Source organism: Aliiroseovarius sp. PrR006 (assembly GCF_010500215.1).
Taxonomy (GTDB): domain Bacteria; phylum Pseudomonadota; class Alphaproteobacteria; order Rhodobacterales; family Rhodobacteraceae; genus Aliiroseovarius.
In genome coordinates this window covers 1,051,034-1,073,596 of record NZ_JAAGOY010000007.1, presented here as the reverse complement: position 1 = coordinate 1,073,596, position 22,563 = coordinate 1,051,034, and the positions used below count along the sequence as shown (strand labels likewise).

The 22,563-nt window shown below is 60.6% G+C and carries 20 protein-coding genes and 1 riboswitch; of the genes, 14 read left to right on the top strand and 6 right to left on the bottom strand.

The features are described 5' to 3' along the window. Window positions 1-36: 36 nt before the first annotated feature. Entirely contained in the window at window positions 37-645 is a 609-nt protein-coding gene (locus G0Q00_RS13715) for a twin-arginine translocation signal domain-containing protein (RefSeq protein WP_163040236.1), read from the bottom strand. Between the two features lie 47 nt (window positions 646-692). After that, a riboswitch (SAM-I-IV-variant riboswitch) is annotated at window positions 693-796 on the bottom strand. Between the two features lie 94 nt (window positions 797-890). Continuing rightward, window positions 891-1,742, bottom strand: a complete 852-nt coding sequence (locus G0Q00_RS13710) for a 1-acyl-sn-glycerol-3-phosphate acyltransferase (protein ID WP_163040233.1) — start codon at window positions 1,740-1,742, stop codon at window positions 891-893. 188 nt (window positions 1,743-1,930) lie between these two features. On the opposite strand from G0Q00_RS13710, the gene G0Q00_RS13705 reads away from it, so the two are divergent. After that, window positions 1,931-2,860, top strand: coding sequence for a bile acid:sodium symporter family protein (locus G0Q00_RS13705; protein WP_163040231.1), 930 nt, complete (start codon window positions 1,931-1,933; stop codon window positions 2,858-2,860). 3 nt (window positions 2,861-2,863) lie between these two features. Here the strand turns inward: G0Q00_RS13705 and G0Q00_RS13700 are convergent, their stop codons facing one another. After that, complete coding sequence (locus G0Q00_RS13700) at window positions 2,864-3,715, bottom strand: LysR family transcriptional regulator (protein ID WP_163040228.1); 852 nt, start codon at window positions 3,713-3,715, stop codon at window positions 2,864-2,866. Window positions 3,716-3,821: 106 nt separating this feature from the next. Between G0Q00_RS13700 and G0Q00_RS13695 the strand changes: the two genes are divergently transcribed. The 12 genes from G0Q00_RS13695 (at window position 3,822) to argE (ending at window position 15,819) form a co-directional block, all read left to right on the top strand. After that, window positions 3,822-4,421, top strand: a complete 600-nt coding sequence (locus G0Q00_RS13695) for an amino acid synthesis family protein (RefSeq protein ID WP_163040225.1) — start codon at window positions 3,822-3,824, stop codon at window positions 4,419-4,421. Beyond that, a complete protein-coding gene (locus tag G0Q00_RS13690; protein WP_163040222.1) occupies window positions 4,393-5,172 on the top strand; it encodes an alpha/beta fold hydrolase in 780 nt (259 codons plus the stop codon). The genes G0Q00_RS13695 and G0Q00_RS13690 overlap by 29 nt, the downstream gene beginning before the upstream one ends. Next, the gene (locus tag G0Q00_RS13685; protein ID WP_163040219.1) at window positions 5,169-6,092 is read left to right on the top strand and encodes a flavin reductase family protein; all 924 of its coding nucleotides are present in this window, start codon (window positions 5,169-5,171) and stop codon (window positions 6,090-6,092) included. Before G0Q00_RS13690 ends, G0Q00_RS13685 begins: the two co-directional genes overlap by 4 nt. Window positions 6,093-6,095: 3 nt before the next feature. Further along, window positions 6,096-7,130: an LLM class flavin-dependent oxidoreductase gene (locus tag G0Q00_RS13680; protein ID WP_163040217.1), complete on the top strand. Its 1,035-nt coding sequence runs from the start codon at window positions 6,096-6,098 to the stop codon at window positions 7,128-7,130. Window positions 7,131-7,138: 8 nt separating this feature from the next. Further along, window positions 7,139-8,617: an aldehyde dehydrogenase gene (locus G0Q00_RS13675; protein WP_163040215.1), complete on the top strand. Its 1,479-nt coding sequence runs from the start codon at window positions 7,139-7,141 to the stop codon at window positions 8,615-8,617. A gap of 244 nt (window positions 8,618-8,861) precedes the next feature. After that, window positions 8,862-10,139: an NAD(P)/FAD-dependent oxidoreductase gene (locus G0Q00_RS13670; protein WP_163040213.1), complete on the top strand. Its 1,278-nt coding sequence runs from the start codon at window positions 8,862-8,864 to the stop codon at window positions 10,137-10,139. A gap of 22 nt (window positions 10,140-10,161) precedes the next feature. Further along, window positions 10,162-11,307 (top strand): SRPBCC family protein, encoded by a 1,146-nt coding sequence (locus G0Q00_RS13665; RefSeq protein ID WP_163040211.1) that lies wholly within the window; start codon window positions 10,162-10,164, stop codon window positions 11,305-11,307. A 21-nt stretch (window positions 11,308-11,328) separates the two neighbouring features. After that, on the top strand, window positions 11,329-11,745 hold the full coding sequence (locus G0Q00_RS13660) for a RidA family protein (RefSeq protein ID WP_163040209.1): 417 nt from the start codon (window positions 11,329-11,331) through the stop codon (window positions 11,743-11,745). Between the two features lie 74 nt (window positions 11,746-11,819). Next, window positions 11,820-12,494: a DUF1028 domain-containing protein gene (locus tag G0Q00_RS13655; RefSeq protein ID WP_163040208.1), complete on the top strand. Its 675-nt coding sequence runs from the start codon at window positions 11,820-11,822 to the stop codon at window positions 12,492-12,494. Between the two features lie 38 nt (window positions 12,495-12,532). Further along, window positions 12,533-13,645: an aromatic ring-hydroxylating dioxygenase subunit alpha gene (locus G0Q00_RS13650; protein ID WP_163040206.1), complete on the top strand. Its 1,113-nt coding sequence runs from the start codon at window positions 12,533-12,535 to the stop codon at window positions 13,643-13,645. A gap of 71 nt (window positions 13,646-13,716) precedes the next feature. Then, window positions 13,717-14,655 (top strand): LysR family transcriptional regulator, encoded by a 939-nt coding sequence (locus tag G0Q00_RS13645; RefSeq protein WP_163040204.1) that lies wholly within the window; start codon window positions 13,717-13,719, stop codon window positions 14,653-14,655. Window positions 14,656-14,685: 30 nt separating this feature from the next. Beyond that, entirely contained in the window at window positions 14,686-15,819 is a 1,134-nt protein-coding gene (gene argE, locus G0Q00_RS13640) for an acetylornithine deacetylase (protein ID WP_163040202.1), read from the top strand. A 9-nt stretch (window positions 15,820-15,828) separates the two neighbouring features. Here the strand turns inward: argE and G0Q00_RS13635 are convergent, their stop codons facing one another. The 3 genes from G0Q00_RS13635 to glyA form a co-directional block, all read right to left on the bottom strand. Beyond that, on the bottom strand, window positions 15,829-17,454 hold the full coding sequence (locus G0Q00_RS13635; protein ID WP_163040200.1) for a thiamine pyrophosphate-binding protein: 1,626 nt from the start codon (window positions 17,452-17,454) through the stop codon (window positions 15,829-15,831). Window positions 17,455-17,577: 123 nt separating this feature from the next. Beyond that, complete coding sequence (locus G0Q00_RS13630) at window positions 17,578-20,007, bottom strand: FAD-dependent oxidoreductase (RefSeq protein WP_163040198.1); 2,430 nt, start codon at window positions 20,005-20,007, stop codon at window positions 17,578-17,580. Between the two features lie 154 nt (window positions 20,008-20,161). Further along, entirely contained in the window at window positions 20,162-21,436 is a 1,275-nt protein-coding gene (gene glyA, locus G0Q00_RS13625; RefSeq protein ID WP_163040196.1) for a serine hydroxymethyltransferase, read from the bottom strand. A gap of 119 nt (window positions 21,437-21,555) precedes the next feature. On the opposite strand from glyA, the gene G0Q00_RS13620 reads away from it, so the two are divergent. Next, window positions 21,556-22,443, top strand: a complete 888-nt coding sequence (locus G0Q00_RS13620) for a LysR family transcriptional regulator (RefSeq protein ID WP_163040194.1) — start codon at window positions 21,556-21,558, stop codon at window positions 22,441-22,443. Window positions 22,444-22,563 lie beyond the last annotated feature (120 nt).

Below are 22,563 nucleotides of genomic sequence, written 5' to 3'. Positions count from 1 at the left end.
TTGCCTCGTCAGGGAAGAAGCTGCGCGGCGCAGGCATCACAGCCTCCCGTCGCCTATTTCAATTGACACCCACTCGGTAAGATCAGTGATCCGCGCCACCAGATCAGGCAGGCGATGCTCATTGAGAAGAGTCACCGTGGCGAAGCGGGGCGTACAGGGGTGTTCCGAGAACGCGAGATTGTAGTCTTTGTTTATCCCCCCGCCGGGGAACACCCCTTTGCCAAAGAAATCATAAAGAAGGTCATGGGCTTCACATTCTGGGTGGTAGTTGGCCTTCCAAACTGCGTACTGCCAGGAGGTGACGTCATTCAACTCAAAAAGTTCGTCACCTTCAAACCACCTCGCATCAATCATACGCCAGTGATCAGGCTGCAGGAGCGACTGCTCAACGCCTTTTCCAAACGCGCGCTCTAACACCTGGGTGCGGATAAGTGGTCGCGGGTCGGGCGAACCGTCACTATACAAGCGCAACCCACCATCGGGGGCGGGTTTTGAATAGATTGTGCGCCGTCGCGGTTCCGCGCGTAAGGGATGCTTATTTCCACGCTTTAGGTATGTGTCATGGTCGGCACTCGCGTGCTGCGCAAGAGGTGTCGCAGTCGTGCTGGCTGCCGCAGACTTCAAAAAGTTTCGACGTGAGATCATGTCGGTCTCCTTGGTTGAGACCGGCGCGATGATCGCTGTTTAGATGATGCAAACCCATTCATTACCGAACTGGCCACATCCCCTTTCGGGCGACCACCTTGCCGGGTTTGGCAGGTTGGTGGAGGCAAACGCCTCGCTCTTGATGCAAGGAAGAACGTAGTGTTGAGCAGGACAGTTATCAAGAGTTAGGTTTTGAGCCAGACTGGTCTGCCGTGTACGCCCTGTATCCTGCGCCCAACACGCGCTTATTCAGCTCGATACAACCCCGGAATCAAACCCTCGGCCAGCGTCTTCAGGGCCTCTGGCGTCGATCCCGGTGGTTGCGTCGCCCCGTAGTAAACCTCGTAACTGCCGCCCAGCTTCGCCAACAACTCGGACACATAGCGCAGCGAGGCGACCTCGCGGCCGATATATTCGTTGTTGCCGCTCAGGATGCGGGCGAGTTTTCGGGTGCGGTAATAGTGGCGCGAGTTTCGCAGTTCGGCGGAAGCGGGCACGATCAGCGCACCCGTTTCCGCAGACACACGGGTGATGCCGGTGCGCCATGGGGGTTCGACCAGCAGCCCCCCCGCCATATCCGCCACACGCCCAGAGCCGAAGACCAACAACGCGCCGCCTTGGCCCAGATGCGCCTGCATGTCGGCCCGGGTCTGCCGTGCGCCCAGCACTTTGTCCGAGCGATCGAGGTCCACGGCGACGATGCGGTCGGCCCCCAGAAACCGTTCGGCCTCGCGGTTGGCGACGACTTTCAGATCCGGTCGATGGTCCAGCAGCGCGCCCGCGTGTGAGATGAAATCGAACGTCCCAACCGGATGCGTTGCCCCAATGATCACGGCACCTTGGGTGGGGATGTTTTCAATCCCCCGCGCTGTGATCCGGGTGCCGCCCTGCATCGCTAAAAGCGCACTCACAAGATCCGGCCCCGTTCGCCCATCAAGCTCTCGCAGCACCTGTTCGGTCTCGCGCAGGGCGAAGAAGGCCTGTCCGGTCAGGGTGCGGCTGAACAGATCGACCGAGCCCATCAGAAGGCGTAACCCTATCAGCCGGAGATGCGCACGATCCGTCAGCCGAAGGCGCGCGCGCAGCAACTCGTCCATAGGGTTTTCAGTCTTCTGTCGGGGCAAAATCGGCTCGGCGCTTGGAAGTGGAGTTCAAAGACTGCAATCCCGCAGACCCCGCGGTCAATTCGTTTATCGCTTGCCCAGAGGGCAGTCGGTGTACAAAACTTGACGTGTCACCAATCGGTTACAGGCCGAGACGCCATACACGGGACGGGGGAAGCAGTATGAGTACACCAGCACAAGCTGGCATTGACGAGGTGATGCTGAACTTTTCGCCCACAAGTTTGCAGATCCTGAACGCCGTGCTTGCGATCGTCATGTTCTCGATCGCGATTGACCTGAAACCAAGCGATTTCAAGAAGCTGGCCCGCGAGCCCAAGCCCCTGCTGACCGGTTTGGCATCGCAGTTCCTCGCGCTGCCCGCGCTGACATTCTGTCTGGTTCTGGCTACCAATCCACGTCCGTCGATTGCGTTGGGGTTGATGCTGGTGGCGGCTTGCCCGGGGGGCAACATCTCGAATTTCATCACCCATCGGGCGGGCGGGAACGCTGCGCTTTCGGTGTCGATGACAGCGTTTGCGACGATCTTTGCAATCCTCCTGACGCCGCTGAACATCGCGTTCTGGGGCAGCCTGTACGAGCCGACGCGCGCGATTTTGCAGCAAACCTCGATTGATCCTGTATCAGTGGCGATCACCGTGGGCGTCATGCTGGTGCTACCGCTGTGCCTCGGCGTGATGCTGAACGCCAAACGGCCAGACATCACACGCCGACTGCGCACTCCGTTGCAATATCTGTCGATGGGAATTTTCATCGCCTTCGTCGTGCTGGCGCTGGCCGCGAACTGGGCGCTGTTCTTGGAATATGCCGAGGCCGTCGCCACCCTTGTCATCGCCCACAATGCGCTTGCGTTGGGCGCAGGGTTCGCCATCGCCACGCTGGCCGGGCTGTCCGCCTTTGACCGCCGCGCCATCATGATCGAGACGGGCATTCAGAACTCGGGCCTTGGGCTGATCCTGATCTTCGGCTTTTTCAGCGGGCTTGGCGGCATGGCCGTGGTCGCAGCCTTCTGGGGCATCTGGCACGCGGTTTCTGGGTTGGCGCTGGCCGGAGTACTGGCCCGCGGGGGCGCTATTCGGCCATCCTACACGTAAGCTTTATCCATCTGTTCTGTCTAACAAATCCAGCAACCACACGCGGAAATCAGTGGCGGCTGGGTTTTGGTCATTTACCGACAAATAATACCCTTCGTTGCTGGGGATCGAGGCCGGGTGAGCACGTTCCAACCGTCCGGTTTCCAGCGCATTCTGGATCAAAATCTCGCTGACCAACGCCACGCCATTTCCTTCGGCCGTAAGATTCAGAGCCATGCCGAAAGAGTCTGCAAACAGCGTGGGTTCGCACGGGCCACCGATCTGCGCGGCCCAGCTTTTCCACCCGCCCGAGGTGCCGACGGCCTCGATCAGCGGCAGGTCTTGCAGGGTGCCGCTCAGGGCCGGCGACTTCATCGCGACCAACCCGTCTGGAGTCAGCAGCTCGGCATTCTTGCCGACCTGTTTGGCGGACCCAAAGCGGATCTCGACATCTGCGCGCGAGGCATTGAATTCATCCGGCCAGATCGCGCTCAGGAAGCGCACGCGGACATTCGGATGCGTCCGCGTGAAGTCGTGCAGATGCGGGGAAATGATCCATTGGGCCACACTGACCGAGGCCGCAATGGTCAGAAGGTTCTGTGTGGGGCCCGCGTCAAATACCTCGGTCGCAGCGGCAAGTGTGCCAAGCGCCGCGCCCACTTGCGGCAGCAATTTGCGCCCGTCATCGGTCAGCGATAACCCGCGCGCATGTCGGGTGAACAGCGACACGCGAAGCCGGGATTCCAATGCTTTCACTTGCTGGCTGACGGCGGATTGGGTCAGACCAATCTCGTCACCTGCAGCAGTGAAACTTAGGTGCCGAGCGGCGGCCTCGAACGCGCGAAACCATGTCAGCGGGGGAAGCGATTTCTTCATGGGTCAATCCAGCCATTAGTGTTGCTAATACCTAAGCCAGTAAATCTATCATTTGTCAAAATATCAGGGTGTTCCGATGATGTCGCCAAGCGAACAGGAGACCAAGATGACGCCCGAAATCCGCAAAATTGTAACCTATGACGAAGAGGTTCTGATCGAAGGGTTCAAGCCCGCCGATACCCCGTGGCGCATGTTCGCCGTGGCCGCCGTGGTCAAGAACCCGTGGGCCGGACGCTTCGTTGAAGACCTGAAACCCGAGATACACGCCTTTGGCCCGGTGCTGGGCGAAATGATGACCGAACGGATGATCGCACTGGCCGGAAGCGGTGACGCGATCGAAGCCTATGGCAAGGCCGCTGTCGTCGGTCTGAATGGCGAGGTCGAGCATGCCTCGGGCCTGATCCACACCCTACGTTTCGGCAATTTCTATCGTGAAGCCGTGGGCGCGAAATCCTATCTGGCGTTCACCAACACCCGTGGTCCGGCGAACGCGCCGATCATGGTGCCGTTGATGGACAAGAACGACGCCGGGCGCCGCTCGCACTATCTGACCTTGCAGTTCGCCATCCCGGATGCGCCGCGCGATGACGAAATCGTCGTTGTTCTGGGTGCAGCCACCAGCGGGCGTCCCCATCACCGCATTGGAGACCGCTATCAGGACCTGAAGGATCTGGGACATGACTTGGACAACCCGGCCGCGGTCTGATCACGCCACCCTGTCCGCGATCACCGCTGGGCAGGGGGCGACCATCCTGTTCATTCACGGCGTCGGCCTTCGGGCCGAGGCATGGGGGGCACAGCTGGACGCGCTGTCGCCGCACTATCGCGCGGTGGCCGTGGACATGCCGGGGCATGGGGACAGCGCCCTGCCCGCGGGCGATTTGGATCTGACCGACTACACCGATGCCATCGCCGCCGGGACCGACGGGCCGGTGATGGTGGTCGGGCATTCGATGGGCGCAATGATCGCGCTAGATATGGCGATCCGCTATCCGGGGAAGGTGCAAGGCGTCGCGGCCCTGAACGCGATCTATCGCCGTCGCCCCGATGCCTTAGACGCGGTGCAGGCCCGCGCCGCCAGTCTGGATGGGGTCCGGATGGCCGATCCCTCGGGCACGTTAGAGCGGTGGTTTGGCACGGATGCCTCGCCCGAGCGCGAGGCCTGCCACGCATGGCTGACCGATGTGAACCCGGCGGCGTACAAAGCCGCCTACACCATCTTCGCGCATCAAGACGGACCAGATACGGATGCGCTGACCGCCTTGCCCTGCCCCGCCCTGTTCATGACCGGCGCGGACGAGCCGAACTCGACCCCTGCCATGTCGCAAACCATGGCGGCGCTCGCTCCACAAGGCCGCGCGCAGATCATCGACGGTGCCGCGCACATGATGCCGATGACCCATGCCGCAGACGTGAACGCGGCCCTTCTGGACTTCGCAAAGGAGATTTGGACATGACCGAGTTTGACCCCCGCGCCCTGCGCCAAGCCTTTGGCCGGTTCATGACCGGCGTCACCGTGGTCACGACCCGCACACCGGACGGCACGCCCTATGGCTTCACGGCGAACTCGTTTTCGTCGGTGTCGATGGACCCGCCCCTGCTGCTGGTCTGCCCCGGCAAGTTCCTGTCGTCCTTCGATGCTTTCGCAAGCAGCATGCATTTCGCGGTGAATATTCTGGCCGAGGGGCAAGAGGACGTGTCCAACACCTTCGCCAGCTTCAAAGGCGACCGGTTTGCCCAAGTCAGCCATCGCGAAGACGCAAACGGCATCCCTCTGATCGACGGCGCGATTGCGCAGTTTTCCTGCGCCACGTGGAAATCCCTGCCCGCAGGCGACCACCAGATCCTGATCGGCAAGGTGACTGACTTTACCCAGTCCGAAGGCCCGGGCCTTGGCTATGCAGGCGGCCAGTATTTCAGCCTTGGACTGGAACGCGCCGCGCTGGAGCAAACCGAGGGACGCGCGATCTACGGTGCGATTGTCTCGGTCGGTGACACCGTTCTGCTGGAGCAGACGCCAGATGGGTTCCGCCTGCCGCAGATCGAACGCTCGGATCGCGGGCAAATGCGGCAGGAGCTGCAGGACGATCTGGCCGCGCGCGGGATCCAAGCAAAACTCGGACCGGCCTATTCCGTCTATGACGACGCCAGCCGTGGCCAGCATTTCGCCTATTTCCTGGGCTCCAGCGATGTCGTGCAAGTGGACGCGCCCCTTCAGGCCATCCCCGTCGCTGACCTTCCAACCCTTACCTACACCACCCCCGCCATCGCCGACATGATGGCGCGGTACGCCCTTGAGTTCCGCACCCGCAGCTTTGGCCTTTATCTGGGCGATGCAAAGCGTGGCGATGTGCATGCCCTGTCAGAAAGGACCTGATCCATGGAGTTTTCGCTGTTCGCCCATATGGAGCGCATGACGCCCGGCCAGTCACAAACGCAGCTGAATGACGAATTTATCGAGCTGTGCAAGATGGCCGATGACGCCAAGATGCGGGCTGTCTGGACCGGGGAACACCACGGGATGGATTTCACCATCGCGCCCAACCCATTTCTGACACTGGTCAATCTGGCCCACCACACCAAACATGTACGCCTTGGCACCGGCACTGTTATCGCGCCCTTCTGGCACCCGATCAAGCTGGCGGGTGAAGCTGCCTCGGCCGACCTGATCACCGACGGGCGGATCGAACTGGGCATCGCACGCGGGGCCTATTCCTATGAATATGAACGCCTGATGCCGGGCATGGATGCATGGGAAGCAGGCCAACGCATGCGCGAGATGGCCCCGCTGGTCCCGCAGCTGTGGAAAGGCGATTGCGCGCATGAAGGCGAGTTCTTCCAGTTCCCCGCCACGACCTCGGCGCCCAAGCCCGTGCAGGAAGACGGTCCGCCGATCTGGATCGCCGCGCGTGATCCGAATAGCCATGAGTTTGGCGTTCAGAACGGATTCAACATTCAGGTAACGCCGCTGTGGCAGGGGATCGAGGAAATCGAAAGCCTGATGGGGCGCTTCAATGACGCCTGCGATGGCTATGACGGCAAACGCCCGAAGATCATGCTGCTGCATCACACCTATGTCGGCAAAGACGCGGCGGATGTGGATCAGGCGGCGAAGGAACTGTCGAAGTTCTATTGCTATTTCGGCGCGTGGTTCCAGAACAAGCGCCCGGTCAGCCAGGGTTTGATCCAGGAGCTGACCGAGGAAGAAATGGCCGCGAACAAAATGATGGCGCCTGAGAACTTGAAGCGCGATCTGACCATGGGCACCGCGCAAGAAGTGATCGACCAGATTAAACGCTACGAGGATCTGGGCTATGATGAATACTCGTTCTGGATCGACAGCGGCATGAGCTTTGAACGCAAGCGCGACTCGCTGGCCCGGTTCATCGACGACGTCATGCCAGCGTTTCAGTGAGGTATCAGATGGAACAGAAACCACATTATCAGCTGTTTATCGACGGTCAGTGGGTCGACGGCGCCGACGGGCAAGTCATGGCCACGCAAAACCCGGCGACGGGGGAAGATTGGGCGACCTTTGCCTGCGCCGCACTCTCTGACGTTGACCGCGCCATTGCGGCCGGGCGTCGGGTACTGAACGATCCTGCATGGCGGGATATGACGCAAACCCAGCGGGGCAAGCTGCTGTATCGTCTTGCCGAGTTGATCGAGGAGAACGCCCAGCGCATTGGCCAGATCGAGACGACGGACAGCGGCAAGCTGCTGGCCGAAACCTCGTCTCAATCGGCCTATGTGGGCGACTATTACCGCTACTACGCGGGGCTGGCGGACAAGATCGAAGGGGCGGTTCTGCCCATCGACAAGCCCGACATGCATGTGTTCACCAAGCGCGAGCCTATCGGCGTAGTGGTCGCCATCGTGCCGTGGAACGCGCAGATGTTCCTGACCGCGACCAAGCTGGGTCCGGCCTTGGCGGCGGGCTGTTCCGTGGTGCTGAAAGCGTCCGAGATTGCGCCCGCGCCCATGCTGGAATTCGCACGCCTGGTCGAGACGGCAGGCTTCCCGCCCGGTGTCGTCTCGGTCATCACCGGGGACGCGGAAAACTGCGCCATTCCCCTGACCCGCCACCCGGATGTGGACCGCATCGCCTTTACCGGCGGCCCGGAAACTGCACGGCACGTGGTACGCAACTCGGCCGAGAACTTCGCGGTGACTTCGCTGGAACTCGGCGGCAAGTCCCCCATTCTGGTGTTCGAGGATGCCGATCTGGACGGCGCGGCCAATGGGCTGATTGCCGGAAACTTCGGGGCCTCGGGGCAAAGCTGTGTGGCGGGATCGCGCGGGCTGGTGCATCGCTCGATCTTTGACGCGCTCGCCCAACGGATCGAAGAGAAAATGCAGTCGGTCGTCGTGGGCGATCCCCTGTCTGCGGACACCCATATTGGCCCGCTCTGCACCAAGGCGCAGGTCCAAACCATCGAAACCACTCTGCAGGCCGCCCGTGACGGTGGCGCGCGCATTCGGTTCGGAGGCGCGCCCTTGGACCGCCCCGGCAACTACATGGCGCCGACGCTGGTGGAATGCCCCAACACCGACATCGAAACTCTGAAAGTCGAGATGTTCGGGCCGGTCATGTCCCTGATCCCCTTCGACACGGAAGAGGAAGCCATCGCGATCGCCAATTCTACGCCCTTCGGGCTGGGATCGGGTGTGTTCACCGAAAACGTCGCCCGCGCGCATCGCGTGTCGTCGCGGCTGAAGGCGGGGATTTGCTGGGTGAACACCTATCGGGCCGTGTCGCCGATTGCGCCATTCGGGGGCTATAACCAGTCCGGCTATGGCCGCGAGGCAGGGCTTGATGCAGTGTTGGATTACACCCGTACGAAAACCACATGGATCAGCACCTCGGACACACCGATGGCCAATCCCTTTGTGATGCGCTGATCAGGTCGGGGCGTGCGTGGTCACGCCCCGTTTTATTGCGCTTGGTTAGGGCGCAACCTGCACTTCCAAGTGCATGATTAGGTATTTCCTTTTCCGAGCGCATGAACATTAGGCTACACCTAATCAGCGCTGACTCATAACGTTCTTTCCCGCTGGTCCCAAAATGACAATGTAGGGCGATCGCAGAAGAAGGCGCGCCCTTCCCATTACGTAGAGACGACATTCAGACACAAGGACCAGACACATGCCCGTTGAGACCATTGATACGCTTGTTGTTGGCGCCGGACAGGCCGGAATTGCCCTCAGCGAACACCTTGGAAACAGTGGCGTGCCTCATCTGATTCTGGAAAAGAACCGCGTGGCCGAGGCATGGCGCACCGCGCGCTGGGACGCGCTGGTGACCAACGGGCCCGTCTGGCACGACCGCTTCCCCAGCCTTGAATTCAAGGGCAATGATCCGGATGAATTCGTGACGAAAGACCGCGTGGCGGACTATCTGGAGGAATACGCTCAGATGGTGAACGCCCCCGTGCGCACCGGGGTTGAGGTGCTGAAAGCCGAACGCCTGCCGGATCAGGCCGGGTTCCGGGTCGAAACCTCGGGCGGTGTGATCGAGGCCAAACGGATCGTCGCCGCGACCGGCGCTTTCCAACATCCGGTGATCCCACCCATCGTGCCGGAAACGGCCAAGGTCACTCAGATCCACTCCTACCACTACAAGAACCCCGCGCAATTGGCCGAGGGGGCAGTGCTGGTGGTTGGGGCCGGGTCGTCAGGTGCCCAGATCGCGGACGAACTGAACCGCGCGGGGCGCAAGGTGTTCCTGTCGGTCGGGCCGCATGACCGCCCGCCGCGCCGCTATCGTGGCCGCGATTTCGTCTGGTGGCTGGGCGTTTTGGGCCTGTGGGACATGGCCGCGCCGAATCCGGGGACGGAACATGTGACGATCTCGGTCAGTGGGGCCTATGGCGGCAATACGATGGATTTCCGCCGCTTGGCGGGCGAAGGCGTGACGCTTTTGGGCATGACGGACGGGTTCCTTGATAACACCCTGACCTTCCGCGACGATCTACAAACAAATGTGGCCGCAGGTGACGCGAATTATAACGAGATGTTGGACGCTGCCGACGCCTATCTGGACCGCACCGGGCTGACCCTGCCAGAAGAACCCGAAGCCCGCATCGCCTTCCCCGACCCCGACTGCCTGACCAACCCGATCCGCACCGTTGATCTGGCCAAGGAAGGGATCACCACGATCATCTGGGCCACCGGATTTCGGCAAGATTTCGACTGGATGAAATTCGACGCCTTCGACGAGAAAGGCGCACCGATCCACCAGCGCGGCGTATCGGTCGAACCCGACGTCTATTTCCTTGGCCTGCCGTGGCAGTCCCGCCGCGGCTCGACCTTCCTGTGGGGGGTCTGGCACGACGCCAAACACGTCGCAGATCAGATCGCAATCCAGCGCGCCTATCTGGATTATGAGGGCCCGGCGGCTGTTGTGTCCTCGGCTGCAGAATAAGTTACACGAGAGAGATACCCAGATGGCAAAAGATCACATCGACCCCGTAGAAGAACTTCGCCAGAACACCGCCGAACCGTTCGAGCAGGCCCATGCCATGCCGCCGTCGGTCTACACGTCCGAAGAGTTCTTGAGCGAAGAGCTAGAGCACATCTTCTCGAAGGATTGGTTCTGTGTGGGTCGGGCCGACGCGCTGAAAGAGCCGGGCCAGTACACCACCTGCGAGCTTGCCGGGCAGCCGGTTCTTGTCATCCGCGACCGGGACGGCGAGCTGCGCGCAATGTCCAACGTCTGTCTGCACCGCATGTCGACGCTTTTGCACGGCAACGGCAAGACGCGCGCCATCGTCTGCCCCTATCACGCCTGGACGTACAATCTGGATGGCAGCCTGCGCGGCGCCCCGGCGATGACCCTGAACGAAGGCTTCTGCAAGGACCAATACCAGCTGCCTCAGGTGAAATGTCAGGAATGGCTGGGTTGGGTGTTCGTCACCCTGAACCAAGACGCGCCCGACGTGTCTGATCAGCTTTCCCAAGTTGAAGAGATGATCGCAGGCTATGACATGACCAACTACACCGAGGCGTTCTATGAAGAGCACGTCTGGGACACGAACTGGAAGGTGCTGGCCGAGAACTTCATGGAAAGCTATCACCTGCCGGTTTGTCATGCGGGCACGATCGGCGGTCTGTCGAAGCTCGAGGATATGATCTGCCCGCCGGGTCTGCCTGCCTTCAACTATCACACCATTCTGAAGGACGAAGAGCTGCTCATCGCGATGGCGCACGCAAAGAACGACCGTCTGAAGGGTGAAGAACGCCGCACCACCTATCTGTTGGCGATCTATCCCAGCCTGCTGATCACCCTGACGCCCGGCTATTTCTGGTACCTGTCACTGCACCCCAAAGGGCCGGGCCAAGTGCAGATCCGTTTTGGTGGCGGCATGTCGAATGATTTCGCCGATGACGCGGATATCGACCAGAACTTTGCCGACCTGAAGGCGCTTTTGGATGACGTGAACGTCGAAGATCGCGGCTGCACCGAAAAAGTGTTCAAAGGCCTGTCGTCCGACCGCGCCGCGCCGGGGCATCTTAGCCATCTGGAACGCCCCAACTATGACTTCGCGCAGTATCTGATGGCCCGGATCGAGGCCGGACGCGCCGCTACCTGACACCACATAAAGGGACGCCCAATGGCCCATACCCGTATTCGCAAGTTCAACACCTCGGACACCTACCCCGAGCAAAATCTGGACAACGACCTGTGTCAGGCCGTGGTCACGCAGGGCGGCAAAACCGTCTATCTGCGCGGCCAGTGCCCGCAAAACCTAGATGATGCCGTCAATATCGACAGCCACGATCCGGTCGAACAGACCCACAAGGTGATGCAGAACATCCGCCAGCTGATCGAAGAGGCCGGCGGCCAGATGGAGCATCTGGTGAAGGTGGTCGTCTACATCACCGACGTCCGCCACCGCGAGGCCGTCTATCGCACCATGGGCGAATATATCAAGGGTGTGCATCCTGTCTCGACGGGTCTGGTGGTGCAGGCGCTGGCGCGACCTGATTGGCTGGTTGAAATCGACGGGACGGCAGTGATCCCTGACTAAACGGTAAGCGAGGGGGCTGTCTGCCCCCCTCGCGCTCCCCCGAGGATATTTCGGACAAGAAAAAGGAAGCTTGGATGACGTTTTCACTGGTGGCCCGCTGCGCAGAGACCGGCATGTTCGGCATCGCAATCTCGTCGTCATCCCCTGCGGTGGCGGCACGCTGTGCCTATGCGCGTGCGGGTGTTGGTGCGGTGGCCTCGCAGAACGTGACCGATCCAATGTTGGGACCACTGGCTCTGGATCTCATGCAGGGCGGCATGTCCGCATCCGAAGCGATTGCGGGCGTGAAAGATCTGGGCCGGTTCATCGAATATCGGCAAGTATTGGCGGTCGACAAGAATGGCGCCACGGCAATCCATTCCGGGCCAAACAGCCTTGGCATCTGGACGCAGGCGCAGGGGCCGGATGTGGCGTCGGGCGGGAACTTGTTGGCGAATGACGGTGTGCCGCAAGCCATCGTTGACGGATTTCTGGAAAGTTCCGGCCATTTGGGCGACCGGCTGATTGCCGCAATGCGTGCCGGTCTTGCGGCAGGCGGCGAAGCTGGCCCAATCCATTCGGCAGGCATGATGCTGGTCGACAAAGTCGCATGGCCCGTCGCCGATCTGCGCTGCGACTGGACCGAGGACTGTCCGATCGAAAATATCGCCACCGCGTGGGAGATCTATAAGCCGCAGCTGGACGCCTATGTCCAACGCGCGCTCGACCCGCGCGAGGCGCCGTCCTACGGCGTCCCCGGCGACGAATAACGAGTAACCCAAGAACGCAACAGGAAACGGAGGGTAAGATGGGTGACCTAAGAACTAAACTTCAGGATTTGGCCGCCTTACCGGCCGATCGCCCGATGGGAATGCCGGGCGCATACTACACAAGTCAGGCGCAGTTCGACCACGAGGCAGCCACCGTGCTGCGTCATGGCTGGCATTGTCTGGGTCGCGCGGATGAAATCCCCGAGCCCGGCGACTATTTCACCGTGCAGCTTTTGTCCGAACCGTTGATCGTCGTGCGCGGCGATGATGGGAATATCCGTGTGCTGGCCAATGTGTGCCGCCACCGCGGCATGCCACTGGCCGAAGGTCGGGGCAATGTGAAGCGCTTTGTCTGTTCCTATCATGCTTGGGCCTATGGCCGTGACGGTGCGCTTCTGCGCGCCGCGCGGATGGAAAACGCCGGGTTTGACAGCAAGTCCTGCCGCCTACATGGGCATAACGTGCATCTGTGGAACGGCTTCATCTATGCCAATCTGGATTGCCACGCGGCCCCGTTTGACCACCCGGATCTGGACGGATTGCTGGCCCCTTACGAGACTGAGAAGTTCCGCCTTGTGCACGTGGCCGAAGAGAACTGGCAGACCAACTGGAAATGCCTCGTCGAGAACTTCATGGAAGGCTACCACCTGTCGGTGGTGCACCCGCAGACGCTGCACGGCTATACGCCCACGGGTCTAGCGCGCAAATTGCTGTCGGGGTACGACTTCACGTCCTACGCTGCGAATTATCCCGACACGATCCCGCCGCGCGGGCATGGCGCCGATGGGCTCAGCGATGACGAGCGCATGCGCTCGACCCTGTTTGCCAAGTTCCCGACACAAGTGGCCAGTCAAGCGGCCAGCCTGTTGGTTTCGCTGTCGATCTTCCCACTGAGCGCGGGTGAAATCCGCGTGAAGTGGACCATGTCCGTCTATGGCGAGGATCTGGACGATGCGACCATCGCCGCGCGCATCAAACTGTGGGAAGAGGTCAACCGAGAGGACCGCGAGAAACTTGAACGCATGCAGGTGGCCTTGGGGTCCGAGCACGCGCTTGAAGGGCCATTGGCCAGCGATGACTATGAAGGCACGATCCGTGACTTCCAGATCTGGCTGGCGCGCCAAGACAGGGATGTCGTGGCCGCCGAGTAAGAAAGCGATGCTGGACCCAATAGACCACGTATCAGGCTTGAACCATGTGAACCGTAAGGCATAATCGCACGATGGCTTTGCGGTTTACTCTTCGTCAGTTGGAATATTTCGTCGCCGTGGGCGAGGAAGGCTCGATCGCGCAGGCAAGCGCGCGGGTGAATGTATCGTCGCCGTCGATCTCGGCGGCGATTTCCCAGTTGGAGGACGAGTTCGGCCTGCCGCTTTTCGTCCGCAAACACGCGCATGGGCTGAGCCTGACGCAGGCCGGACGGCAGTTCATGGCGCAGGCCAAGCTGGTGCTACAGGAAGCGGACGCGCTGAACCGGCTGGCGGGCGACATCTCGGGCAATGTGCAGGGGCCGCTGAATATCGGCTGCCTTGTCAGCTTTGCGCAGGTGCTTTTGCCCGCGATCCGGCGACAGTTTGAGCTCAAGTATCCGGATGTCCGCGTCAGCCAGATTGAAACCGATCAGCTAAGCCTGATCGAGCAGCTGCGCCGGGCGCAGATCGACGTGGCGCTGTCCTATGACCTTGAAATCCCGCCGGATCTTGAGTTTGTGCCGCTTCGGTCCCTGCCCCCTTACGCGATGGTGCCCGAAGGCCACCCCCTTGCCCGCCAGAACGAGGTCGAGGTGGCCGAGCTTTTGGACTATCCGATGGTCCTGTTGGACCTGCCGCTCAGCAGTAACTATTTCCTCAGCTTCTTTGACCAGACAGGCCGCAAGCCGCGCATTGTCGAACGCACGCGGGACATGGCAGTGATGCGGTCGATGGTGGCGAACGGGTTTGGCTATGCAATCGCCAATATCAGACCCTATTCCGACCTTTCTCCGGATGGGCGGCGACTGGTGTTTATTCCGCTGAAAGGCGAACAGCGCCCCATGCAGCTGGGCTTGATCATCCCCGAGGGCGCACGCAACGTGCTGACGGTCAACGCCTTTATCGAGCACGCCGCAACGGTGATCCGCGACTGGAATTATCCGGGGCATGCCATCCCGCCCAATCGCTAAATTTACCCCAAAATCGGACCGAATGACCGCATGAGAACTCTGGACATCCTCGACCGGCTGATCGCCTTTCCGACCGTCAGCAAAGACAGCAATCTGGAGCTGATCCGCTATGTACAAGGCCTGCTGCAAAGCGCAGGCTTCGCCGTGGTGCGCATCCCGTCGCCCTGCGGGCAGAAAGCCGGGCTGTTTGCCCGGATCGGGCCCGAGGTCGGCGGTGTTTGCCTGTCGGCGCATACGGATGTGGTGCCGGTCGAGGGGCAGGATTGGTCTAGCGACCCGTTTGCCCTGACCCGCCGTGGGGATCGTCTGCACGGACGGGGCACGACCGATATGAAGGGCTTCCTGGCCTCAGCCCTTGCGATGGCGGAACGTGCTGCCAAAGCGCCCCTGTCTGAGCCGCTCAGCCTTTCGATTTCCTATGACGAGGAAATCGGCTGTGTCGGCATTCGCCAGATGATGCCCACGCTCGCGCCCCTTCTGGGCAGCCCCCGCGCAGTGATCGTGGGCGAGCCGACCGCGATGCAGGTGGCAACGGGGCATAAGGGCAAGGTGGCACTGAAGGTCACTTGCCACGGCGAGGCAGGTCACAGCGCGCTAGCACCGGATTTCACCAACGCTTTGCATGTTGCCGCCAAGTTCATCGACGAAGTCCGCGCGCTGCAAGATCGGCTAGCCGACGGAGCGACCGACGCGGCGTATTCCGTCCCCTACTCGACCGTCCACGTTGGCCGCATGAGCGGAGGCCGCGCGTTGAACATTGTGCCGGATTCCGCTGTGTTAGAGACGGAATTCCGGCATTTGGTGCAAACACCGGCTGAGGACATCCTGTCCGCGTTGAACGACATCGCCCAGCGCGTCGGCGCCGCGTTCGAAAATCCCAACGCGGTCGAGATCACGCAGACCAATGCCTATTTCGGGCTGGACACGCCCACCGACGATCCGGTCGTCAGCTGGGCAGGTCGGATGGCAGATACCCCCGACACCACCAAGGTCGCCTTCGGCACCGAGGCAGGGTTTTTCGCAGCTGAAGGCATCCCGACGGTGGTCATTGGACCCGGCGACATGGCGCGCGACGGCCATAAAGCGGACGAGGGCGTAGACCTGTCCGAACTGGCCGCCTGCGACGCGATGATGGACCGGATCCTGACCGATCTAAGCGCCTAAGCGCCCGGATTAGATTCGCATCCGTGGCACATCATTGGGATCCAGTCGCAGCTCGATCAGCAAAGGCTTCGTGCGTGTATCAATCGCGGTAATCGCGCTTTCCAACGTCTCGACACTGTCCACATAGATGCCCTGCCCGCCCAGCGCGGTGCCGATCTCGGCGAATGACGGCCAGTCGAACATGGACAGACCCGGGTCCATCTTACGGTCGAGGAACTGGATATGCTCGGCCCCATAGGCACTGTCATTGGCAACGATCACCACCAGATCCTGCTTCATGCGCACGGCGGTGTTGAACTCGTTGATGCCGCCCATCATGAAACCACCGTCGCCGGTGAACAGCACCACAGGACGGTCCTTCACGGCAAATCCAGCGCCAATCGCCACCTGAAGCCCCAAGCCGATCGAGCCGAAATTGGTCGTCGCGATGAAGCTTTCGGCGTTGGGAGCGGCAACGCGGCACCAGACCTCGGTCATGAAGCGGCCGCCATCGGTGGTCAGAAAGCGATCCTTGGGCAGGGCAGCGTCCAGACGATCCAGCGCGTATTCGAAGTTCACAAAGCCCGGTGCGGATTTGTCGGGATTGCCTTTCGGGTGGGCGGTCAGAACCTCCATATCCAGCTCGGCGGTAAAGCCGCTGGGGGGGATTTCGGCCTCGTCCAGCCACCAGACAATGTTGTCGGCGGTCAGGCCCGCATCCGCCACCAAGGCCGCGTCGGGGTGATAGTTTTTGGAGACTTCCGTCACCGTGTCATTCACTTGCACCACGCGCTTGCCCTTCATCAACGCACCCTTGTCGGTGGTGAAGTGATGCAAAGAGGTACCGAAGGCCACCACGCAATCGGCCTTGGCGATGGCTTCATACGCGGCGGGGGTCGACAGCGTGCCGAAAATGTCGATGTTGAACGGGTGGTCGTTGAACATCCCCTTGGCTTTCAGCGTGGTTGCCAGCGGCGCTTCCAAACGGTCGGCCAGCTTGATGATCTGATCCACCGAATCCTTCGCCCCGATCCCCGCCAGAATGATCGGGCGCTTGGCGCTGGCGATCATGCCAATGGCCTCGTCCAGATCGTCGCCTTCGGGCACATGGGCCGGGGCGCTGAAGGCTGGAAAGACGTGCTTTTCATGCGTGGCCTCTTCCCACATGAAATCGGCGGGTATGTTCAACACGATGGGACGTTTTTCGACCTGTGCGCGGTAAATGGCGTGGGCCACGTCGTAAGACGCCGTCTCGGGCGAGCGCATCTGCTCGAACCCGGCACCGGTGATCTTCACGGTCTCGCGCTGGTCGATGTTTTGCAGATTCTGCGGATTGGCCACGGCGGTGTCACCTGCCAAAAGAACCATCGGCACACGTCCGCGCACGCCCTCGGTCAGGGCGGTGACACAGTTGGTCAGGGCCGGACCGTGGGTGACGGTGGCAATGCCGACGCTGCCCGACACGCGGCCATAGGCCAGTGCCATCAGAACGGCGCTGCCTTCGAACGCGACGGGGACGAATTCTCCACCGCATTCGCGGACATAGTGATCAACCATAAACAGGTTCGCATCGCCCATCAGGCCGAACATGGTGGTGTGGTCGTGATCCACCAGCGACTGCGCGATGGACTGATATACATAAGCTGAGGCGCTCATCTATTGGACTCCCTTAAATAGACCCGGCGTTCGGATTTGCCGGTCTCACTTCTATTCTGGTGTCCTATGTATGTGCGCTAACACCGCTTGGTCCACTGTTTTCTTGCAAATGAAACGATCTACTCAGGCGCGCGGGCGCTGGTTGTCCGGATCATAGGCACAAGTTTCGATCACCTCGCCCTCTCGCATTTCATTGTGGATTTTTACTTGAAGCTTGGAACCCGGAGCGGTCAGCTCCTGTGGAACCAGCGCCATCGCGATGTCATGCTGACAGTGATACGAGAACCCGCCGGACGTGACACGTCCCACGATCTGTCCGTCATGATAGACCGCCTCGTGCGCAATAACCGAAGTCTCACAGAAGGGCAATTTCAGCGTGATTAGTGTCTGATATCCACCCTCTTCCTTCTGGCGTAGCAGGGCATCTTTCCCGATGAACTCCCGGTCTTTCATCGCCACGAAGCGGTCAATCCCAGCCTCGAACGGGGTCATGTCTTTACAAATCTCGCGGTTGATCGCGCGATAGGATTTGTCCAGCCGCATGCTTTCCAGCGCCAGCGCTCCGAAGGGCCGCACACCGGCCTTCAGAAGCAGATCAACGATGTGGCGGTTATAGTTGACGGGGTGGTGAATTTCCCAACCCAGCTCTCCGGTATAGCTGACGCGCAAGAGGCGCACGCCCTTGGCATAGCCGACCTCGCCCATCTGGGCAGTCAGCCATGGGAAGGCCTCGTTCGACAGGTCGTTGTCGGTCAGCGGTTGCAAAATCTCGCGCGATTTCGGCCCCGCCAGCGCGACCACACCGTATTGTTCCGAGATATCCTCAATCTGAACCGAGCCATCCTGAGGCAGACGCTTGGACAGCTCATCCCAGTTATAGACCTGACCGTTGGGGGTCGAGACCAGATAGAATGCATCCTCCGTATCGCGCACAATGGTGTATTCGGCATCCATCCCGCCCCGGTCGTTCAGCATCAAGGACAGCGTCATCCGCCCCACTTTGGGCAGCTTGTTCGCCATCAACCCGTCCAACCATGAAGCCGCCCCCGGCCCACGCACCGTGAACTTGGTCATGGGGGACATCTCGATGAAACCAGCCTCTTCGCGTGTCGCTTTCACCTCGCCCGCGACATGGTCCCATGCGTGGGTCTGACGGAACGATGCGACCGGGATCGCTTCCTCAGGTGATGGGGCGAACCATTTTGGGAACTCATAACCGTTGTAGGTCGTCCAAACCGCCCCCCTTGCGGTCAGCAAATCATACGAGCCAACGGTGCGCATCGGGCGCGCGGAATAGAGATCCTCGCCGGGGATATGCGCGTGCATATGCGTGCCCCACGTCTCGCGCACCTTGTCCATGGTCCAGCGTTTCGAGGCATAGTCGCCAAACCGGCGCGGATCGAGTTCCGACATATCAATGGCAGGGCGCCCATTCAGGATCCACTGCGCCAGCTGGTTGCCCACCGTACCGCCCCACAGGATACCGCCCGGCATGCCTTCAGCCAGCCACAGGTTGTCATGCCCCGGCGCGGGGCCGGCCAAGGGCAGTTCGTCGGGCGTCATCTGGAACGGGCCGCGGGTGTTGGCCTTGATACCGACCTCACCCAGCACCGGAACGCGTTCAATGGCGCGTTCCCACTGAGTTTCCACGGCATCGAAATCCTCGGGCAGAAGATCAGCACCAAATTCTGGCGGCACGCGGTCCTCGGCGAACAGCTTCAGGTCTTTCTCGAACTCGTAAGGGCCGAACTGAAGGCCGCCGGTGTCTTCACGCAGATAGGCACCGTAATCCTCGTCCCGCAGGATCGGGTACTCGGACAGGCCTTGCTGTTTGCGGTCGATCAGATGTGGCACCGTTTCCGTGGTCCAGTACTGGTGCACGATCGGGATGCAGGGCAGGTCGATCCCAACCCGACGGGCGTTTTCCCGCGCGTAGTTTCCTGTTGCAAAAATCAGGTGTTCACAGGTGATTTCGCCTTGATTAGTGCCTACTTTCCACAATCCGTTCTCTAGCTTCTCATAGCTCTGCGCCTCGGTGTTCTGATACACTTTGGCACCTGCATCGCGGGCCAGCTTGGCCATCGCCTGCGTGATGTCGGCCGGGTTCACATAGCCGTCTTCGGTATGCAGAATGCCGCCCTGAATGCTGTTGCTTTGGTTCAAAAGCGGATGTACTTCGGCGATCTCTTCCGGGGTCAGCAGCTTGCAGGGCACGCCCGCCGCCTCGGCCACGGACAGATAGCTTTGGAACTCATCCCAGCGTTCCGGCGTGTTGGCCACGCGCAGTTGGCCGACCTTTTTCAGACCAACCGACATGCCCAACTTTTTCTCGACCTCGGTATAGATCCGGATCGTTTCCAGCGTCATTTTCGAGACATTGTGAGAGCGCACAAAGGTCACCAGCAGCCCAGCCGCGTGCCAGGTGGACCCAGCTGTCAGCTGCGTGCGCTCCAGCATAACAGCATCGGTACATCCGTGTTCCGTCAGCCCGTACAGGATCGAGGCGCCAACGCAGCCGCCCCCAACAACAACGACTTTCGCATGAGACTGCATGGGATCCCTCCGGTTCAGCATTCCTCTTACGAAGAACTGTAGAGCCAAACCGCATCCTGACTTCTCTGAAAACGACACGCCCATGCCGTTCGGAAGCCACGAGAACCCCGCCTGCAACAGCGGGCGGGGTTGCGTTGGTCAATGGTGTTGTGTGTCAGACTGCGTAAGCCGGAAATGCCGCGCAAAGACTGGCGACCTTATTTGCTGCTTGGTTCACCGCAGCCGTGGTCGTTACATCATCTCCGGCGGCCTCGGCATCGATCAGATCTGCAATGATCTCTCCCAGCTCCGCAAATTCGGCTTCCTTCATACCGCGCGTGGTGGCCGCACTTGCCCCAAGGCGTAGGCCGACCCATTCTGGCGGGCGGGGGCTGTCATTTGGGATCGCGTTCTTGTTGGCGGTGATGTTGGCGCGCTCCAGAACCACCTCGGCTCGCTTGCCGGTCAGACTCTTCCCGCTTAGGTCCAGAAGCACAATATGTGTGTCTGTTCCACCGGAAACGATGCGAATTCCACGTGCGGCCAATGTGCTGGCTAAGGTAGCTGCATTCGCCTTGATCTGGTGCGCGTAAGCTTTGAAGTCATCCGTCATCGCCTCGCCCAGACAGACCGCCTTGGCCGCAAGAACCTGCGTGTGGATCGAGCCTTGAACACCCGGGAAGACCGCGGATTGCAGGCGCTTGAACCAGTCTTCATTGTTGGTCAGGATCAGCCCCCCGCGCGGACCGCGCAGGGTTTTGGTGGTGGTGCAGGTAACGATATCCGCATGCGGGAACGGCGACGGATGCGCCCCGCCCGCGACCAGCCCCGCGATATGCGCCATGTCCACATGGAACCACGCGCCGACCTTCTTGGCAATCTGGCCCATACGTTCGAAATCAATCTCGCGCGGATAGGCCGATCCGCCAGCGATCAGCAGCTTTGGCTGCAGCGCGATGGCCTGCTGTTCCAGTTCGTCATAGTCGATCACCTCGGTCTCGGAATCGACGCCATAATGATGCGGTTCGAACCAGCGGCCCGACAGATTGGCCTTCAGCCCGTGAGACAGATGCCCCCCTGCAGCCAAATCCAGCGACAGCACTTTGTCGCCCGGTTTCAGCAGCAAAAAGAACACCGCAAGGTTGGCCTGCGACCCGGAATGGGGCTGTACATTTGCATAATCGCAGTGGAATAGAGCCTTTGCGCGGTCAATCGCGGCTTGCTCGACCACGTCGACAAAGCGACCTCCGCCGTGAAAGCGATTACCGGGATAGCCTTCCAGCGTCTTGTTGGTCATCTCATGGCCCAACACGTCCAGCACCGCGCGGCTGACGATGTTTTCCGAGGCGATCAGCTCGATCTGATCCTGCTGGCGTTGCTTTTCGTTGTTCAGCGCATCGGCAATCAGAGGATCGGTTTGCGCGACCGGCGTATTGAATTGAAAGGTCATGGCGTCCTCACTTTCCTGAAGAGGTGTCGCATTCAGGATCAGGCAGAGGGGCTGGATCGCGCAAATCAGTATTGCTATTATTTTGGTGTAGAAAAACTCAATCTTATCGCAGGCCCGCCATGCCCGTCTCACCCCCGCGCCCGAAAGGCCCACATCTGAACGCCCTACGCGCGTTTGAAGCTGCGGCGCGTCTGGGCAGTTTCTCGGCAGCGGCCGAGGAGTTGTCGGTCACGCCCGGCGCGATCACCCAGCATATCAAGACGTTGGAAGCCTGGGCCGAGACCCCGCTTTTCGTCCGCAGCGCCCGAGGCGTTGCACTGACCCCGATGGCCGAAGCGCTGGTGCCCGCGTTCACCCGCGCCTTTGACCAACTGGGCCTTGCTGTCCATGCGCTGCGCAAGCAGGTGGCACCCAACAAGATCAAGCTGGCGACGCTGCCGTCGCTTGCGCAATACTGGCTGCCCGCCCGTTTGGGAAAGCTGCGCCAGATTGCCTCCGATTTGCAGGTGTCCGTAATCGCGTTGGAGGAGCCGCCGAATCTGGTGCGTGAACCCATTGATATATCGCTGTTTTTCACCTCGGACCCCTTGGGGCCAAATGACATTGAAGTTCTGCAAGATCGCATTTTCCCGATCTGCACTCCAGACGTGGCCGCCCGTCTGACCCGCCTTGAAGACCTGCGCAATGAAACGCTTCTTCGCGACAGCACATGGTCCGATGATTGGGAGCATTGGCTGTCCGCGCAAACAGATCTGGGCGGCATCGCTTCGGGCGGGACGGAACATTCGCTGTTTGCCGTCGCACTGGAAGAAGCTCGGCACGGCGGTGGCGTTCTAATGGCGCACGAAGCCTTGGTGCAGCGCTTTCTGGACAGCGGCGAGTTGGTGCGTCCTTTCGAAGGCATTGTGGACCTCCCACGAAAGCTGGTTCTGCACCTATCACCCGAAATGGTCCGCTCGGATCAACTGGCGCAGATCAACGAGGTTCTGGTGGAAATCGCCAAGTAAGATAGGTCGCCAAGCACCCCACCCGGATGCGTTGAGCCGAATATCGCCAATACCCCGAAGGGTATTGTAACCCCAAAATCGCTGACATACCTTCGCGCCAATTGAACACTGAGTGCAAAG